General features: G+C 68.4%; 17 protein-coding genes. 7 read left to right on the forward strand and 10 right to left on the reverse strand.

Annotated features, from left to right (window positions below; genetic code table 11):
- Positions 1-11: 11 nt before the first annotated feature.
- The 5 genes from ACGFH6_RS26625 to ACGFH6_RS26645 all read right to left on the reverse strand — a co-directional run bounded on the left by ACGFH6_RS26625 (position 12) and on the right by ACGFH6_RS26645 (position 4,694).
- Positions 12-1,355: a hypothetical protein gene (locus tag ACGFH6_RS26625; protein WP_393389081.1), complete on the reverse strand. Its 1,344-nt coding sequence runs from the start codon at positions 1,353-1,355 to the stop codon at positions 12-14.
- Positions 1,352-1,816 carry a hypothetical protein gene (locus ACGFH6_RS26630; protein WP_393389084.1) on the reverse strand — a complete coding sequence of 155 codons (465 nt, stop codon included), beginning with the start codon at positions 1,814-1,816 and terminating at the stop codon, positions 1,352-1,354. The genes ACGFH6_RS26625 and ACGFH6_RS26630 overlap by 4 nt, the downstream gene beginning before the upstream one ends.
- A 114-nt stretch (positions 1,817-1,930) precedes the next feature.
- On the reverse strand, positions 1,931-2,344 hold the full coding sequence (locus ACGFH6_RS26635) for a hypothetical protein (protein ID WP_393389087.1): 414 nt from the start codon (positions 2,342-2,344) through the stop codon (positions 1,931-1,933).
- A gap of 64 nt (positions 2,345-2,408) precedes the next feature.
- Complete coding sequence (locus ACGFH6_RS26640; protein ID WP_393389090.1) at positions 2,409-4,016, reverse strand: hypothetical protein; 1,608 nt, start codon at positions 4,014-4,016, stop codon at positions 2,409-2,411.
- 195 nt (positions 4,017-4,211) lie between these two features.
- Positions 4,212-4,694, reverse strand: coding sequence for a hypothetical protein (locus ACGFH6_RS26645; RefSeq protein WP_393389093.1), 483 nt, complete (start codon positions 4,692-4,694; stop codon positions 4,212-4,214).
- 280 nt (positions 4,695-4,974) lie between these two features.
- Between ACGFH6_RS26645 and lhgO the strand changes: the two genes are divergently transcribed.
- A complete protein-coding gene (gene lhgO, locus ACGFH6_RS26650) occupies positions 4,975-6,168 on the forward strand; it encodes an L-2-hydroxyglutarate oxidase (protein ID WP_393389096.1) in 1,194 nt (397 codons plus the stop codon).
- A 1-nt stretch (position 6,169) separates the two neighbouring features.
- On the opposite strand, the gene ACGFH6_RS26655 is transcribed toward lhgO, so the two are convergent.
- A complete protein-coding gene (locus ACGFH6_RS26655; protein WP_393389099.1) occupies positions 6,170-6,622 on the reverse strand; it encodes a hypothetical protein in 453 nt (150 codons plus the stop codon).
- A 45-nt stretch (positions 6,623-6,667) separates the two neighbouring features.
- On the reverse strand, positions 6,668-7,273 hold the full coding sequence (locus ACGFH6_RS26660; RefSeq protein WP_393390550.1) for a TetR/AcrR family transcriptional regulator: 606 nt from the start codon (positions 7,271-7,273) through the stop codon (positions 6,668-6,670).
- Positions 7,274-7,364: 91 nt separating this feature from the next.
- On the opposite strand from ACGFH6_RS26660, the gene ACGFH6_RS26665 reads away from it, so the two are divergent.
- The 3 genes from ACGFH6_RS26665 to ACGFH6_RS26675 all read left to right on the forward strand — a co-directional run bounded on the left by ACGFH6_RS26665 (position 7,365) and on the right by ACGFH6_RS26675 (position 10,088).
- Entirely contained in the window at positions 7,365-8,339 is a 975-nt protein-coding gene (locus tag ACGFH6_RS26665; RefSeq protein ID WP_393389101.1) for an alpha/beta fold hydrolase, read from the forward strand.
- A complete protein-coding gene (locus ACGFH6_RS26670; protein ID WP_393389104.1) occupies positions 8,336-9,142 on the forward strand; it encodes a methyltransferase domain-containing protein in 807 nt (268 codons plus the stop codon). The genes ACGFH6_RS26665 and ACGFH6_RS26670 overlap by 4 nt, the downstream gene beginning before the upstream one ends.
- Before the next feature lie 118 nt (positions 9,143-9,260).
- Entirely contained in the window at positions 9,261-10,088 is an 828-nt protein-coding gene (locus ACGFH6_RS26675; protein ID WP_393389106.1) for a YhjD/YihY/BrkB family envelope integrity protein, read from the forward strand.
- Between the two features lie 8 nt (positions 10,089-10,096).
- Here ACGFH6_RS26675 and ACGFH6_RS26680 read toward each other — a convergent pair whose 3' ends face one another.
- Complete coding sequence (locus tag ACGFH6_RS26680) at positions 10,097-10,798, reverse strand: neutral zinc metallopeptidase (RefSeq protein WP_393389108.1); 702 nt, start codon at positions 10,796-10,798, stop codon at positions 10,097-10,099.
- Between the two features lie 17 nt (positions 10,799-10,815).
- Positions 10,816-11,193, reverse strand: coding sequence for a PLDc N-terminal domain-containing protein (locus ACGFH6_RS26685; RefSeq protein ID WP_393389110.1), 378 nt, complete (start codon positions 11,191-11,193; stop codon positions 10,816-10,818).
- A 196-nt stretch (positions 11,194-11,389) separates the two neighbouring features.
- Here ACGFH6_RS26685 and ACGFH6_RS26690 point away from each other — a divergent pair, with 196 nt between their 5' ends.
- Positions 11,390-12,757, forward strand: coding sequence for a hypothetical protein (locus ACGFH6_RS26690; RefSeq protein WP_393389113.1), 1,368 nt, complete (start codon positions 11,390-11,392; stop codon positions 12,755-12,757).
- 73 nt (positions 12,758-12,830) lie between these two features.
- On the forward strand, positions 12,831-13,595 hold the full coding sequence (locus ACGFH6_RS26695) for a carbohydrate deacetylase (RefSeq protein WP_393389114.1): 765 nt from the start codon (positions 12,831-12,833) through the stop codon (positions 13,593-13,595).
- Here ACGFH6_RS26695 and ACGFH6_RS26700 read toward each other — a convergent pair.
- Positions 13,585-14,508 (reverse strand): RNA polymerase subunit sigma-70, encoded by a 924-nt coding sequence (locus ACGFH6_RS26700; protein WP_393389117.1) that lies wholly within the window; start codon positions 14,506-14,508, stop codon positions 13,585-13,587. The genes ACGFH6_RS26695 and ACGFH6_RS26700 overlap by 11 nt on opposite strands.
- Positions 14,509-14,620: 112 nt before the next feature.
- On the opposite strand from ACGFH6_RS26700, the gene ACGFH6_RS26705 reads away from it, so the two are divergent.
- Entirely contained in the window at positions 14,621-15,391 is a 771-nt protein-coding gene (locus ACGFH6_RS26705; protein ID WP_393389119.1) for a DUF899 family protein, read from the forward strand.
- Positions 15,392-15,471: the final 80 nt, after the last annotated feature.

Genomic DNA, 15,471 nt, shown 5'->3' on the forward strand with positions numbered 1-15,471 from the left:
AGTTGAGGCGCCTATTCGGAGAAGAGCAGCAGGAGGCCGCCGGTGGTGTAGGCGACCATCACCACCAGCAGCGGGATCTGCCCCGCGAGGGCGTTGGCACGTGGGAACAGCGAGACGGCGCGGTCGTGAGCGGACACGACACCCAGCAGGTGGCCGACAACCACAGCTCCGACCTGGACGGTGGCGATCACGCCGGTGTGATTGACGATGCCGTCGTTCACACCGAGCAGTCCGGTGCCGAAGACATTGGCGCCATCGCTGAGCGGGTCGCTGAGCAGGATGACCGTGCGCTGGCCCTCCAGCCACAGCAGCGTGAAGTAGTGCGCGATGACGTAGCCGAGCACGATCGGTACGACGGAGTGCGCGAACAACCCGGGCAGCGCGGTCCGGGAACTGTTCGAGATCCGGCCGGCCAGGACGGTGGCGCCCGCAAAGGTCACGAGCACGAACAGCACGAACGCGAACAGAGCGAGAGTGCCGAGCAGCGTCATGGAGTACCTGGAGTTCTGTGCCCACGCGATCCACACCGTGGAGTTGGAGAATCCGTCGTACGCCGTCGAGCCGAGCAACCCGGCGACCAGTGCCACGAGACCGGGACGAGGCGTCAGGCTGTCGAGATTCTCGAGCGGTCGCCGGACGACGATCGCGCCGTCGCTGCGCCGCCGACCCCACGGCGAGAGCTTCGCCATCAACGTGGCGTAGACCTCGAACGGATCGGCGGCGGCGAACCAGGCTTGGCCGAACAGCACCGCGCCGAATCCCATGATCACCACATACAGCGCCAGCCAGGACTGTACGACGACCACCGTGGCGCGGTCGGGCGCGACCAGTTCGAGCCACGCGAACGCGACGATCCCGGCCGCCGCAGGCCAGACCCCGACCCGTGGCGACAGGTCGAACAGGCCCTTGGCCGGGTCGTGACGCAGGACCCGGCAGGCCAGCAGGTGCAGCGTGCGCAGCGGATTCAGCGTCCTCCAGATCGGCCCGAGGATCAGCGAGAGCGGCACCAGACCGACCCAGACCAGGATGTAGACGAACCCGAAGATCGGATTGGTCAGCCGGTCGACACCGAACAGGAGCGCGACTCCGGCGTACGCGAACACCGCCAGGCCGACGCTGCGCACCGCCCAGCGGAACCAGCCCGAGTCGACGGCACGCGTCACCGCGGCGGGCAGCGGCGTACCGGCACGGGCGCCCCGGTACTTCGGAGTGCGCCACGCCAGACCGAGGATCACGAAGGACAACGTGATCGCCACAGCGCCACCCACGACCGCGAAACCGAACGGCACAGGCAGGTCCTGGCGGCCGCCGATGCCGTGCAGCGGAACCATGGCGGTCGAGGCAACGATGTTCACGACACCTGCAACCGGAAGGCGAGGTCGCCACTCTCGTGGGTCTCGACCTCGAACGACCCCTTGGTGTCGGCGACGAACTCCAGCGACGCGGATTTGCCCGGCTTCAGGTCCAGGGTCTTGTCGTAGCCGTGGACGTGGAGTGATTCGGCGACGTCGCTGGTCGCGACGATCCGCACCTTCTGACCGGCCTTCGCCTTGACCACCGCGCCGCCGGCGGTGGAAACCTTGCCGGCCTTGATGGTGACCTGTGCGGTTGTGTCGGCCACAGGCGTTGCGGTCGCCGAGGGCTCCGCGGACGCGGGCGGCGTACTCGAGGGAGAGGTTGAGGAGTTGGTGATGACTGTTGGACTCGGATCGGCCGAGGATCCGGCGTCACCGCCGCAACCGGCGATGGTCAGGCCGCACACGGCAAGGAGAGTGGCGAGGCCGAAACGGCGCGGAGTACGGACATGAGGAGGCATGAAAGGTCCTTCGAGGAGTGGGTATGCGAGATCGGCCGCTGGACGCGAGGCAGCGGCACAGCAGCACAGGACAAGGGGCGGCCGGCAACCACCAGCCACCGGCACGTGCCCGGCCTACGTGCGCGAGATCCGCAACTGAGTCAACGAAGGAGTCGCCGGCCTCGGTGGACCTGACGCGGACAACGACCTGCCACCGGCCGAGGAACCGCAGCCATCACGCACCGCGACGACTCGCGATGCCCGGGCAATCAGCCCGAGGAGCAAGAGCGACAGGGACATCCCCAGCAGAACCACCGCGGCGGGATGCGCGTGCTGCTCAGCCGACGCGTACGTCGCCGGAACCTCGTTCAGATCGAGGTGCATCGGCCCGGCCAACTGTTCCTGCGCCGACGCGAGGACACCGGTCCCCGTAGCCACAGGAGAAGACGAGTCCAGCGACGCGCTGTGGAACGCGCACACCGATACCAGCGCCGCGACCAGCATCAGGCCGCGCGCAACAAGCCGCTGCAGCGATCGAGAACCGTCCATGTCGTGCCTAGCGTATCCAGTCGCGCACGCGGGCCGCCGTACCCCCGGGTGCAAGCTGGGAGTTTCAGCTGAGGAAGGTGAGCGCTCGTTTGGCCCAGTCGAGTTTCTCGTCGGCCCAGCTGAGGATGTCGAGGGTCGGGGTGACGTTCTCGGGTGGGTGTTGGACCAGGGTGTCGAGGCGGATTAGGCGGTCGAAGTCGACGTTGACGGGGTCCGGGCGCGGCGTGCCGTTCGGGGTGGTGAAGGGGACGCCCGCGAGGCGGAGGATGTTGATCGTCTCCTGGGCGAGGATGCCGTAGGCGACCGTGGTCGGATGGACGCCGTCGAGTGAGAAGAGGCCGCCGGCCGCACGTCCGCCTCGCCCGTCACTGGCGAGGTACCGCGAGTCGACGACGGGTTGCAGCGCTTTCAGGGCGGGCGGCAGTGGGTACGGCGTCCACCAGTCCGGTCGCGCGTTGGGATCGGTGATGAAGCGGCGGGAAGCCATCCGGTCGAGCAGGCCGGCGGCGTCCAGCAGGTACCAGTCGCGCGCCGGGTTTCCTTTGCGGGCAGCGCGTACGGCGTCCTCGATGGTCTGGTTGAACATGTCGATCGCGACATCCACCGCGAACGCTTCCGGACCGGTGATGGACTTGTCCTGGCGCGGGTCGAAGTCCTCGTCGCGCACCCACGGTCTGGTGTAGTGCGGGAAGTACCGAGAACCCGGCTGGATCTTCGTGCCGATGCCGCGGCTGATCGGCGGGATCGTCACATGCGGGACGGTGCAGAGGATGACGTGCCGGGCGTTGATCTTCTTGATCTCGTCGACGATCTCCGCGAACTCGGCGGCGAAATGAGTTGGTTGCCAGACCGTGTACTGCTCCTTCTTGCCGAGATCCCGGTAGTCGTCACCGCTCCAGCCGACGCGCAGTTGGGTCACGCATTTCAGCGCGTTGTTGGCGCCCAGAAAGACGATCAGAGTCTCGATGCCGCACTCGGCATCCTCCTTGTCGTCTCCCAGCTTGGCCGCGACTTGGAAGAGAGTCAGCTTCCGATCCTCGTCCGACCCGTTCGGATAGACGGACAGGGCAGCCCGATCGTTGTGGTTCTGGACTATCTGGTGAATCAGATCGTCGCGGGGCGAGCCGATCCTTGCGGCGCAGGTGTCAAAGGTCTTCGCGAGCGCGTCGCGCAGATCCCAGCCGTACACGGCCAAGGCGTGGTTGTACCCGCTGGTCACCGGCACGTGGCTGCCGTCGCCACGTTCGTAGTAGTCCTCGAGCTTGCCCATCCACGACCTGGCCGCGAACAGCGCCAGCGGAACTTCGAAAAGGTTCAGCTCGGCGCCGAAGCGATCCGCCAACTCACGGAGAAGAAGCTCCATGTTCAACGGCAGGCCGCCGTACCCGGGATAGCGCGGATAGCGGAACTTGTCGAGCCACCCGAGCTCGTAGGCGATGATGGCCGGGTAGGAGATGTCGGTGTTGAACACCGCCCCACTCTGGAACCCGTGCGTCAGCGAATCCCCGATCGCCACCAGCCGATGCTTGGGCGTCCCACTCCGCTTCGGCACCTTGATATCCGGTACGCCGACAGTCGCGTCGAACTGCGGCGTCCTGGCCTCCTTCTTCGAGCGATCCTTGACTTCCTTAGGAGCGCTCTCCGCAACAGAAATCTCCCCTGAAGCTGGCATAGTGTTTCCCCCTGGAGCAGCCTTCTTCAGACACTGATCCGCACCCAGACACTTGTCAACGACTCGCCGAGAACGCGGGGCTACGCTTCGAACGTGGAGGCCGGCGGCTGACACCGACGCTCGCCGGGTGCGCAGATGTCACCCGCCAGCCTGCGTCCGGGCCGGCGGGTGCGCTCGTCTGGGTGGCCGGGGCTGTCAGACGTGTGGAGGGGCTGGGCCGCGATCGGCCTGTGAGTATTCGGGGCCTTCCATCGCGCTCCAGGGGGCGTCGCCTACGCCGCCCAGGCTGTCTTGCACCTCGGACCACCGGGCGGTCAGGGCGTACAGGACGATAACGTCCAGCGCGAGCATCAGCACCGCCCAGACGGGATAGGCGCTGAGCCACGCGATCTGCGTCACCGCGTGCAGGCTGACGACCACGATCCCGGCGATCCGGGACCAGGGGGCTCCTGTCAGCAGGGCGCCGCCGATGGGGATGAGGAGCAGCCCGGAGATCAGGACCACCCATCCCCAGGCCGTCACGTTCACGATGACGAGCCTTTCCTGGTGCATTCCCAGCCGCTCGTCGGAGAGCAGAGCGGTGAGCCCGTGGACCACATTGATCAGGCCCTCCACCATGAGCAACGCGCCGGCGAAAACCACGAAGCCGGCCAGTTTCTTCCCACCACCCTCAGCCATGTCTGCCCTCTCCTCTCGCTGCGTCCGCCGGCCGCAACCAGCAGCGGGCCGCACCTGGATGCTCTCCCTCCACGCCGCGCCAGCGCCTCACCCCGCTTGGATGAGACCTACCGGCCTGTTGTGCCAGCTGGGTCGGACGGGGGATCTGACCTGGGTTGCTCACCACATCCAGGCAGACTGATCACCTACTGTGACTGTGGCGGATCACCAGCTCGCGGGCTGTATCTCGGGGGTGGGTCGGTGGTTCTTTTGTCCGGGATGTCTAGGCACGGGAGGCCTGATGGGGTCGGCGGTAGTGGTTGGTGGGGGTGTTGTAGGGCTGGCGGTGGCGCGGGCTTTGCAGCGGCTGGATCCGGGTACGCCGGTTGTCGTGCTGGAGAAGGAGTCCGCGGTCGCGGCCCATCAGACCGGACACAACTCGGGCGTCATTCACTCGGGGTTGTACTACAAACCTGGATCGCTCAAGGCGCGGCTGGCGGTGTCCGGCGGGGCAGCGTTGCGAGAGTACTGCGAGGCCAAGGAGATTCCGGTGGATGTCCCCGGGAAGCTCGTGGTCGCCACGACCGAGGCCGAGATGGTGCAGCTCGACCGGCTGTTCGCCAGAGGGCATGAGAATGGCGTGCCGGTACGGCGGCTGACCCTCGACGAGGTCAGGGAGCGGGAGCCGCACCTGCGAGTGAGGGGTGCGCTGGCCGTCGACTCGACCGGGCGGGTGGACTTCAAGTTGGTGTCGCGTGCGCTGGCCGACGACGTTCGGGCGGAGGGTGGCGAGATCCGCACCGGTGTGACGGTCACCTCGGTCCAGAGTGCCGGCTCGGTCGTGCGGGTGCAGACGACGGACGGGGTGATCGAGGCGGATCGGGTCGCGGTCTGTGCCGGCCTGCACAGTGATCGGCTCGCTCGGGCCTCGGGTCTCGAGCCAGGCGTGCGGATCCTGCCGTTCCGCGGTGAGTACAGCGAGATCGTGCCGGAGCGTGACTATCTGGTGAAGGGACTCGTGTATCCGGTGCCTGACCCGGATCTGCCGTTCCTGGGAGTGCACCTGACCCGCGGTATCGACGACACGGTGCACATCGGGCCCAACGCCGTACCGGCGCTGGCTCGGGAGGGTTACCGCTGGGCGAAGATCGTGCCGAGGGACCTGTGGGAGTCGTTGACCTACCGAGGCTCCTGGCGACTCGCGCGGCGATACGGCAAGACCGGGGCACAGGAATTCCTGCGCTCACTCACCGGGAAGGCCCTGGTCCGCGCCGCGCAGCGGATGTTGCCCGACCTGCAGGTGGCCGACGTACGGCGGGCAGGCTCGGGGGTCCGTGCTCAGGCGGTGACGAAGCAGGGGCAACTCGTCGACGACTTCCTGTTCCTGCGTGACGGCCGGACACTGCATGTCCTCAACGCGCCGTCCCCAGCCGCGACGGCGTGCCTGCCGATCGGTGAACACATCGCCCAGGAGCTCTGCGGCCGCCGAGCTTGAGTCAGGCGAGGAAGTCGACGCGGTGTTCGCGGCCGCCGAAGCTGAACGTGTCGCCGACCCCCAGCCCCTTCAGCGACGCGTAGATCGGTGAGTCGGAGGAGAGCCCTTCGTACGTGACGCCGTCGCACTCGAACGCTTCAGCGACCACACCGACGACGTACCGATCCCCGTCGAAGCCGACGAGTGCGCCTGGCGCCACGGTCGTCTTGACCCCGAAGTCGAGCGCCTTGATGTGGGTCAGGATCCGCTGCTGCCGGGCCTCGACGTCGTCGAGCAGCCCGCCGAGGTCAGCGGCCTCGCCGGACTGGGACAGGTCGTCGACCGAATCTGCCGCGTCGGAGTCCAGCATCGCGGCGGAGTCGTGCTCCGCCACACTCGCCCGCGACGACCGGAGCCCCGCCTCCGCCTGAGCGATCAGCGCGTCCTTGACGCGCTGCTTGGCATCAGCATCCATCGCGGCCTCCAGATCGACGTCGCCCAAGCCAGCCTAACGCGGTCGTTACGCGAGGCTGTTGGCGATGAAGGCCAGGCTGAGGGTTTCGATCTGGCGGACGTCGGGTGCATCGCGGAGTGGGCCCTGGCCGGTGAGTACGGCGGTTCCGTGAACGATGGACCAGATGGGGTACTCGATGCCCTCGCGTCGCTGCGGATCGAGGACGCCGGCTTCCACCAGCTCGTCCAACGCGTCGCGCAGCAGACCCAGGGGAGTGCGGTCGTTGTAGCCGTGCTGCTGCGGCACAGCGAACGCGGTGGCGAACAGCCCGGGCTCCTCGTGCGCGAACCGCAGGTACGCCGTTCCGATCGCGCCCAGCCGCCGTTGGGCCGCACCGGGATTCCCGCGCTTGCCGCGGACGCGAGCGATATCCGCGGCCATGCGGTCGGCCAGCTCGTTCATGGCCACGGTGCAGACCTCGGCGAGCAGCTCGTCGCGGTCGGCGAAGTGCCGGTAGGCGGCGTTGGGTACGACGCCGACGATCCGGGTCGCTTCGCGCAGGACGACCGCGTCAGGGCCGCCCGTGCGAGCCAGCTCGACCCCGGCCGCGACCAGGCCGGCGCGTACGTCGCCTCGCGGGCGCCGCCGCGATCGTGGTGCTTCCTCGCCGATGCTCACCGGCTCAGGTTATCAATGTGGACACTGTCCACCAAGCCGAGCTAATGTGGACGGTGTCCACTTAACTTCCAGGGAGGGCTCCCACATGGAGACGACTACCGACACGCCGTGGGTGACCGCGGACGCATGGTTCGCAGGCGGCCGGCGGATCTGGTACGACGCCGGGTCCGCACGTGTACTGACCGACGAGGAGACCGCCACGAAACCCGGGGTGCTGAAAGTCTTCGAGCGCGCGACGCCGACAGCCGGGGATGCGGTGTGGCTGACGATGCTGCCCGGATTCCCGGACGGTTCGTACGGCTGGGCGCAGGTGGATCGTCTGCTCCCCGCGGGCCTCGGTCCACGCCTGTACGTCGACCCCGTCGGGCAAGGGGATTCGGACAAGCCCAAGCACTACCCGCATTCCACGGTCGGACGGGCCGATCTCGTCGACGCCTTGTGGCGGCACCACGGCGTGCGTCGTACCGTCGTGGTCACTTTCGACTACAGCTCGCTGGCACTTCTGGAACTCCTGCGCCGCCGGACCGGGCCGGAGATCGCCGCGGTCTTCATGGTGAACGGCGGCTTGTTCGCCGACGCACATACGCATCCGTGGCAAGGCACTCCGATGCTCAGGTCTCCTCTCGGTGCCCTCGGCGCGCGGAGTTTGCAACGCTCGTTCACGTCGTTCGTCCGGGGCTGGAAGCAGGCCCGCATGTACTCCCGCGACTACGACCCGACCGAGACCGAACTGAAGGAACTCTGGTCGGCCCTGACCCGCCGCGACGGAGCGATGTTCCTCCACGACGGTGCAGGCTTCGTCAAGGAACACCGCCGCAACGCTGCGCGCTGGGACTTCGCCGCGATCGCGCGAGAACTGAACGGCACGGTGCCCTTGTACGTCGGAGGCAGCACCGAAGACCCGTACGAGCACCGCCAGATCACGGCCACTCGGGAAAGGGTGCCCGAAGCCCGGATCATCACCTTCCCGGGCGGCCACCTGACCACCAGCGAACATGCGGATCTCCTGGCCACCGCGATCGCCGACATCGCGTCCCGCCACGGAGTGGAGGAGGCATGACAGACGCACTTCCGGCCCAGTACGTGACCGGCAAGTCCCAGGCTGCCATCGAGCGGGCCCTCGTTGCCGCTGGCAAAGACCTGGACGGGCTCGAGGCCGCCGATCTGGCGCTGCTCGAGGATTACCACACCGGCGGTCGGCTCGTGACCGCACAGCTGGTCGACCTGGTCGAGCTCACCCAGGACAGTGAGGTGCTGGACGCCGGCACAGGCATCGGCGGAACCGCGCGCTACCTCGCGGCCCGTGTCGGCTGCGCGGTGACGGCGGTCGACCTGTCCGAGGAGTACTGCGACACCGCCCGCTGGCTCAACGGTCTCGTCGGCCTGGACGACAGGATCGTCGTACGGCAGGGGGACGTGACCGCGCTGCCTTTCGACGACTCGTCGTTCGACGTCGTTTTCAGCCAGCACGTCCAGATGAACGTGGCCGCCAAGGACCGCCTCTACCAGGAGGCGAGGCGTGTTCTGAGGGTCGGCGGTCAGCTCGCCGTGTGGGACATCGCCGCCGGCGACGAGCGCCGACTCGAGTACCCGTTGCCGTGGGCCGACCTACCCGAGCACACCCATCTGAGTACGCCGGCAGCCCTGCGTGCCGCGATCGAGCCGGCCGGATTCACCGTCGAGCGCTGGACCGATCTGACCGAGCAAGTCGGCGCCATGATGCGGGCGATGCAGTCACTGCCACCCAATCCGCTCGGGCTGCACGCGTTCGTCCCCAACTTCCGCGACCGGGTGAAGAACCTCAGCGACGCGCTGTCCGACGGTCGGCTCCGAGCCATCCAGGCGGTCGCCCGGGCGCATTAGCCCCGCGCGTCCTCACCCCTCATGGAGGAGTACTGCGTCGGCGGTCCCGCATAGCGTCGTAGATCGGTGATGCATGTGCCCGGGGGAGCGGTGCGATGGGTGAGAGCTGGGACCCGCGGTGAGCCGATGGGCCGAGCATCCGCTGGTACTGCGGGTGGTGCGGGCCGTGCGGCGGAGCATCGTCTGGCGAATCGTGGTCGCCTCGATCGAGATCAGGTTCTACGACCGGGCGCTGACGCTGGCGGGGCAGGCCTTCATCGCGCTGATTCCGCTGATGATCGTGCTGGCGACGTTGTTCAGCAGTTCCGACTCGCTGGCGGTCGGTGACTGGGTGATCGACAGATTCTCGCTGACCGGCTCGTCCGCGGATGCTGTCCGGACCCTGTTCGGAAGGCCGCCGGCCGGCACCGGCGGTCTGACCGTCCTGAGCGTGCTCACCGTGCTGATCGCCGCGAGCAGCTTCGCGCGATCGGTCCAGCGGACCTACGAACTCGCGTGGGACCTGCCTGCGCGCGGGCTGCGCAGGACGGTCAACGGCATCGAGGGTGCTCTCCTCATCCTCATCGCCCTGCTCCTGCTGGGCTACCTGGCGAGTCTTGCCAACGACCTGCCGGCCGGGAGCCTCATCACCGTGATCGCTCAGCTCTGCACGGCGATTCCAGGGTGGTGGCTCGCCAGCCGGCTGCTGCTCAGCGGCCGGGTGTCCTGGCGCCTGCTGTTCCCGGGTGCCGTTGCCAGCGCGGTGGCTCAGGTGGCGGTCAGCTCGGCGGGCGCGGTGTACGTACCGCACCTGATCGAGCGCAACACAGACCGGTACGGCGTGATCGGTGTCGCGATCGCGCTGATCTCGTGGCTCGTCGTCCTCGCTCTCCTGGTCGTCGCCTCGGCGGTCGTCGGTGCCCAGCTCGGTGCGGCGCTCGCGGAGCGCGACGAACGCCGTACCTGACGGCCGGTTCAGGCGCAGGCCTGCACTCCTCCTTGTACTCCGGTGTTGAAGGCCGACGTCCGCTCCTGAGCGTTGCCGTGATCGCTCTCGTTGGTCCACGGGTAGTCGTCGGCGACAGCGGCCAGCGTCTTGGCGAGCTCCTCGCTGTCGCCGGGCTCGATCTCGATCAGGCCGTCCTTCGCGGCGCCCTGGAGCGCGGCGCCGGCCAGGCAGTCCGCCTGCAGTTCCGCCTGGACGGAGACCTGGTCCCGGTTCAGCCTGGCCTGGATCGCATGGCCCCACTCGTGGGCGATGATCAGGTAGATCCAGGCGTCCCCGATCTGGCTGTAGCCGGCTTCCATCAGCTGCTCGTCCCACGCGAGGAAGTCGCCCGGCCCGCAGTAGAACGCATTGAACGGCACCGACGGTTCTCCTCCGCACTGCGGTCCGTTCGCACCGACGTAGCTGCCCTCCACCCGAGGGCTCTGGTACTGGCCGTCGAAGTGCTCGGAGAAGTGCGTGCGCCAGTAGGTGTCCACCGCCCTGACGGCGGACTGCTCGTCCGCCCGCATGGCAGCGAGATCTATCGGCGCCGAGGTGCCGGTAGTCGCAGCCTCTGGCGTCGCGGTGGTCGTGGCGGCAGGTGGCGCCGGCGTCGTCGTCGTACCGCAAGCGACCGCGAGGACCGCGACGGTGGTCGCGAGTCCGGTGAGCCTGAGGCGTCGAAGCATCGGGTCGGCAGCAGTCACTAGGCGAGGGCCTTGGCCTTCAGGGCGTCGAACTCCGTCTGGTTGATCGTGCCCGCGCTGAGGAGTTGCTGTGCCTGGCTGATCTGCTCGGCCGGCGACGAGGACCCGGCGACCGACTTGATGTACTCGTCCTGCGCGGCCTTCGCGCTTCCCCACGCCGCCGCCTGGCGCTCCGCCATACCCCTGCCGCGGGCGATCAGGTAGACCAGCGCGGTCAGTAGCGGGAAGAAGACCAGACAGATCACCCAGAGGGCCTTGGCCCATCCCGCGAGCGACTTGTCGCGGAAGATGTCCGTGATGATGTGGAACAGCACCATCAGGTACGCGACGAACGCGAACGTGACGATGATGAACCAGATGATGTCCCAGAAACTCATGACTGCATCCCTTCGCTGTCGCGCCGATCTGTCGCTCTCGGGACCACGGTCGCGGTCCGGCGGCCGTCTGGGATCACCCGGCATGGATGAGCTCCGGCCCGGACCGTGAATCGGTGCCTGGTTCACCCGGCGCGGGGGAGGAAGCCACCGCCCGGTCTGGTCAGGCTCGAGTTGTCGAGCCACGAAGGGACGGTTCATGAGCGACGCGTTCGGGAAACCAGCCGGCGGATCGACCCCGGCCGGGGACGCCGCACCCGGCCCGGCCCCGGACGCTGCTCTCACAGCGGACGAGCGGGCCGAGCTCGAGCGATTGCGGGCGCAGGTGGCGGCCCGGCGGCGCCGGATCGGCTGGCGGTCGCCTCTGGCGGTGCTGCTGATCCTGGTCGGTTGCGTGCTGATGCCGCTGTCCGTGGTCGGCGTCTGGGCCCGCAACCAGGTGACCGACACCGACCGCTTCGTGGCGAACGTGACTCCGCTGGCGGCTGACCCGAGCGTCCAGAACGCGGTCGCCGACCGGGTCACCGCCGAGATCTTCAGGTACGTCGACGTGGCCGCGATCACCAGGCAGACGGTGGATCTGCTGGCCGAGCGAGGGCTGTCGCCGCTGGTCGCCAACCAGCTCCGCGGGCTGTCGGTGCCGCTGGCCGGCGCCATCCGCGGTTTCGTCCGGGACAAGGTCGGCGAGGTCGTCTCCAGTGACAGGTTCCAGGGGGCGTGGGTGACCGCGGTTCGCGTCGCCCATGAGCAGATGGTGGCAGCGCTGAGCGGAGAGGGAAGCCGGTCGGTCAGCGTCAGCCAGGGAGTGGTGAGCATCAACCTCGGGGCGTTCGTGGCCGCGGCGAAGGACGGTCTGGTCTCGGCCGGTTTCACGGCCGCGGAACGGGTGCCGAACGTCAGCCCCCAGTTCGAGGTGTTCTCCTCGCGTGACCTGGCCCGGGCGCAGGACGCCTACCGGCTGCTCGAACGAGTCGGTACGGCGCTGCCCTTCGTCGCCATCGGCCTGATCCTGCTCGGCGTGTACGTCGCACCCGGTCACCGCCGCGCGTTGGTCGGTGCCGGGCTCGGCGTGGCCGCGTCGATGCTCCTGCTCGGGATCGTGATCACGCTGCTCCGCACGGCGTACCTCGATCGGCTTCCTGGCACCGTGTCGGCGACCACCGCGGCGACGGTGTTCGACACCCTGGTCCGGTTCATCCGGGCCGGACTGCGGACTGTCCTCGTGGTCGGCCTGGTGGTTGCCGCGGCAGCGTTCTTCACAGGGCCCTCGGCCACCGCGGTCCGAACCCGGCACGGCTTCCACACCGGGATCGGCTGGCTGCGCCAGCACGGCGAGGCCGCCGGCCTGCGCACCGGCCCGGTCGGAACGTGGGTGCATGCCAACCTGACCATCCTGCGGCTCGCGCTGGTCGCGCTGGCCGGACTCGTCTTCGTGTTCATCGACCGGCCGACCGGGAAGGACGTCCTGGTGCTGGCGGCCCTCCTCGTGGTCGGGCTGGCGATCCTCGAGTTCCTCGCCAGACCTCCACACCCCGAACCGGCCCCCACCCCGGCCGGTCCCGTCTGACACAGGTGGACTGAGGTCCTGAGTGCGGGGGTACGGTCGTCCTCGGGTTCGTCCGCTGATCTGAGGAGTGCGCGTGGCTGGTGACATCAGGCTCATTGTTCAAGGTGACGACTTCGGTATGTGTCATGCCGTCAACGTCGGCACGATGGAGGCCTTCCGGGAGGGGATCCTGACGCAGGCCTCCACCATGGCCGCGTGCCCCTGGTTCACCGAGGCCGCGGCGCTGGCGCGGGAGTCCGGGATCCCGCTCGGCGTGCATCAGACCCTGACCTGCGAATGGGACTTCCTGCGGTGGCGGCCGCTGACCGATGGACCGTCGCTGGTCGGTGATGACGGAACGTTCCTCCGCACGGTCGATGCGGCGCGGGCTTCGATCACCCATGACGATTCCGTCCGCGAGCTGTCCGCCCAGGTGGCGAAGTTCGCCGCGGAAGGGCTCTCGATCGACTACCTGGACGTCCACATGGGGCAGTCCGCGCAGGAGTCGGCGTACGACGAGGTGTCGAACGCCGCCGGCAAGCCGTTCATCTACGGCCCGGTGGAGTCGCGGCGGTTCGCCTCGATCGTGACCTTGAGCGACCGGGAGGCGGACGGCAAGAAGGCGTGGATGCTCGACCACATCGCCGGCCTGACGCCCGGCGTACATCTCTTGGTCACGCACTGCGCCGCCGCCCATCCGGAACTCGCGGCGATGACCTCGCCCGGCACGTACACCTACCGGTGGGCCGAGGAGTACCGGCTGTCGGACCAGGAGATCGTGACCGACCCGGAGGTCCGCAAGGCGATCGAGGAGCGGGGCATCGAGCTGGTGTCGATGCGCAACGCGTTCACCGACTGACGGGCGGTACGGCGGGTGGCATGCCGAAGACGGCCACGTGGTGCGGTCCGACGAAGGCGTTGCTCTCCACGATCCGGCCGTTCTCGATGGTGAGGACGTCGACGACCAAGGCGTCGTACTGATCGCTGCCGGGGCTGCGCAGATAGCAGATCAGGGCAGGGCGGCCGTTGGCGGCGGACGGGAACGTTCGCCAGTCCAGCGGCCTGGTCAGGAACTCGGCAACGGCATCGATCCCGATGACCGGTGCGTCCGGCGGCATCGTGATGCGTACGTCGTCGGCCAGCAACTCGCGGAGAACCGCAGGGTCGGTCGCGGCCGCATATCGGCGCAGGATCTCCTCGTCCTCAGCGGTCAGCGCCGGTCGGCGCCATTGCCGCGGATCGCCCGGAGCGTTCCGGCGAATCGTCCGGCGGGCGCGCTGGATCAGACTGTTCACCGCGGGCACCGCGAGTTCGAGGGCCTCGGCGATCTCGGCCGCCGTCCAGCCCGACACGTCGCGGAGGACGAACGCCGCGCGTTGCCGTGGCGGTAGATACATCAGCGCGGCGATCAGCGCGAGTTCGACCGTCTCCCGCGCCACCAGACCGGACTGTGGGTCCTCGCTCGGCACGGAGTCGGGGTAGGGCCCGATATCGGTACACCACTCGAGCGGGTCGCCCGCCGGTACGGTCCGCCGCGCCGCTGCCTTGTGGTGGTCGAGATAGACGTTGGTGGAGATCCGGTAGAGCCAGGTCCGGATCGCCGCCCGGCCCTCGTACTGCGCGCGCGAGCGCCAGGCGCGCAGGAAGGTCTCCTGCACCAGGTCGTCCGCGTCGGCGACGTTGCCTGCGAGCCGGTAGCAGTGCGCGTGCAGTGAGCGCCGGTGCTCGTCGAACGCGTCCCGGAACCGGTCGTCGGCCGCGGCGCTCGTCATGCGGCTCACGGTATCAACGGCGCCGTCGACCAACTGGGGCGAAAAAGAGCGATGACGATTCGGCGGGTCGCTCGTCCAACCTTCTGACAGCACCAACCGAAAGGACCACGCCATGACCGAAGCGACCGCCACGCCACCGATCGTCGACCGGGAGACCTTCCTGCGCGAACGCCGGGGCCTGCTGACGAGGGAGAAGGCCCACACCCGTGAGGGCGACGCGATCGCCGCGGCCCGGCGCCGGCTGCCGATGACCGAGGTGGACGCCTCGGCGAGCCTGGTCGGCGAGGGCGGGCAGGTCTCGCTGCTGGACGTGTTCGATGGCCGCGACCAACTCATCGCCTACAAGCACATGTGGCATACCGGCAAGGGGATCGAAGGTCAGTGCGAGGGGTGTACCGCCTCGATCTTCGACGTCCACGACGCCAGCTATCTGAACCATCGCGGCGTGTCCTTCGCGGTGTTCTGCGCAGGACCCTGGGAGGAGATCGCCCCGTTCCGTGAGTTCATGGGCTACACGTTGCCGTGGTACTCGATGGCGGGCGTCGAGGACCCCGGCGTCGGGCCGGGCCTGCTCGACGACCCCGGCAACATCGCCTGCTACCTGAGGATCGGCGATCGGGTGTTCCTGACCGGCGAGACGATCGGCCGGGGTGTCGAGACGATCATGACGCAGGCTCACCTGCTCGATCTGACGGTGTACGGCCGTCAGGAAGCGTGGGAGGACTCGCCGGCGGGCTGGCCGCAGTCCCGGACCCACACCTGGTGGGCCAAGGACGGCCGTCCCGTGCCGCAGTGGACCAGGCCGGGCGCCGTGCGGCAGGACGACTCCGCCGGCGACCCGGAGGGTCATTGCTGTGGACAACCAGCGTCAGAACCGCGGTAAGGACAGTAGACCGTCGCTGCCGTCGGCCGTCAGGCCGCTGCGCACCGAGCGTCGCGTCGGATGGTTGGCTACGTGCAGGC

It is taken from the genome of Kribbella sp. NPDC049227, from assembly GCF_043197265.1.
Taxonomy (GTDB): domain Bacteria; phylum Actinomycetota; class Actinomycetes; order Propionibacteriales; family Kribbellaceae; genus Kribbella.

Coding starts and splice junctions, on each gene's coding strand:
- ACGFH6_RS26630 (WP_393389084.1), bottom strand. CDS start 1,816: ATGCCTCCTCATGTCCGTACTCCGCGCCGTTTCGGCCTCGCCACTCTC.
- ACGFH6_RS26635 (WP_393389087.1), bottom strand. CDS start 2,344: ATGGACGGTTCTCGATCGCTGCAGCGGCTTGTTGCGCGCGGCCTGATG.
- ACGFH6_RS26640 (WP_393389090.1), bottom strand. CDS start 4,016: ATGCCAGCTTCAGGGGAGATTTCTGTTGCGGAGAGCGCTCCTAAGGAA.
- ACGFH6_RS26645 (WP_393389093.1), bottom strand. CDS start 4,694: ATGGCTGAGGGTGGTGGGAAGAAACTGGCCGGCTTCGTGGTTTTCGCC.
- lhgO (WP_393389096.1), top strand. CDS start 4,975: ATGGGGTCGGCGGTAGTGGTTGGTGGGGGTGTTGTAGGGCTGGCGGTG.
- ACGFH6_RS26655 (WP_393389099.1), bottom strand. CDS start 6,622: ATGGATGCTGATGCCAAGCAGCGCGTCAAGGACGCGCTGATCGCTCAG.
- ACGFH6_RS26665 (WP_393389101.1), top strand. CDS start 7,365: ATGGAGACGACTACCGACACGCCGTGGGTGACCGCGGACGCATGGTTC.
- ACGFH6_RS26670 (WP_393389104.1), top strand. CDS start 8,336: ATGACAGACGCACTTCCGGCCCAGTACGTGACCGGCAAGTCCCAGGCT.
- ACGFH6_RS26680 (WP_393389108.1), bottom strand. CDS start 10,798: ATGCTTCGACGCCTCAGGCTCACCGGACTCGCGACCACCGTCGCGGTC.
- ACGFH6_RS26685 (WP_393389110.1), bottom strand. CDS start 11,193: ATGAGTTTCTGGGACATCATCTGGTTCATCATCGTCACGTTCGCGTTC.
- ACGFH6_RS26690 (WP_393389113.1), top strand. CDS start 11,390: ATGAGCGACGCGTTCGGGAAACCAGCCGGCGGATCGACCCCGGCCGGG.
- ACGFH6_RS26700 (WP_393389117.1), bottom strand. CDS start 14,508: ATGACGAGCGCCGCGGCCGACGACCGGTTCCGGGACGCGTTCGACGAG.
- ACGFH6_RS26705 (WP_393389119.1), top strand. CDS start 14,621: ATGACCGAAGCGACCGCCACGCCACCGATCGTCGACCGGGAGACCTTC.